The sequence below is a fragment of the Stappia albiluteola genome (assembly GCF_014050225.1).
Lineage (GTDB): Bacteria > Pseudomonadota > Alphaproteobacteria > Rhizobiales > Stappiaceae > Hongsoonwoonella > Hongsoonwoonella albiluteola.
On record NZ_JACFXV010000008.1, the window covers coordinates 1 to 605 of the forward strand.

Consider the following 605-nt stretch of genomic DNA (forward strand, 5'->3'; position numbering starts at 1 on the left):
GCAGCGATAGCCGGTCTCGGCTCCCAGCAGGAGGCGCTCGGGTCGAACCCGGCCGCAACAGGTGTCATCCGTGGCCTGGAGCAGGAAATCGACGCCCTCAGCAAGACAGCCGAACAAAGGCGGCTTGATCAGGAGCTGAAGAAGGCCGGTGTAGCCCTTGCCTCGCAGGAGGGGCAGAGCATTGCCAACAATGTCCGGCAGCTTTTCGAGCGCAAGGCGGCGATCGAGGCGGAGGAAGAAGCCCGCCGCAAGGCGGAACTGGCAGCAAACAGGGCCGCGGCCCGCGGTATCCGGGAGCAAGACACGGCGCGGCAGCGCGTTCAGGATCTGAGCACCGCGCTTGACGATGAACTGGCGATCCTGCGCACGAGCGATCCGGTCATGCGCGAAATGATCCGGTTGCGCCACATACTGGCGGCTGCGACCGACGAAGAGCGGGCGATCCTGGAGAAGAAGATCGAGCTCAATGTACTGGAGGCCGAAGCCTACAGCGATTTTCAGGAAAACGCAGCGATCGTGCGAGGGGCGGTCTCGGATATCGTCAGCGGATTGCGCAATGGCGAGAACGCCTTCGAGGTTCTCGCCGATACCGCGCTGCGCGCGCT

1 protein-coding gene is annotated in these 605 nt (G+C 64.0%); it reads left to right on the top strand.

Annotated elements, in window-relative coordinates; genetic code table 11:
* The coding region (locus tag H2509_RS00580; protein ID WP_408022653.1) for a hypothetical protein at nt 1–605 on the top strand (605 nt) is incomplete at both ends.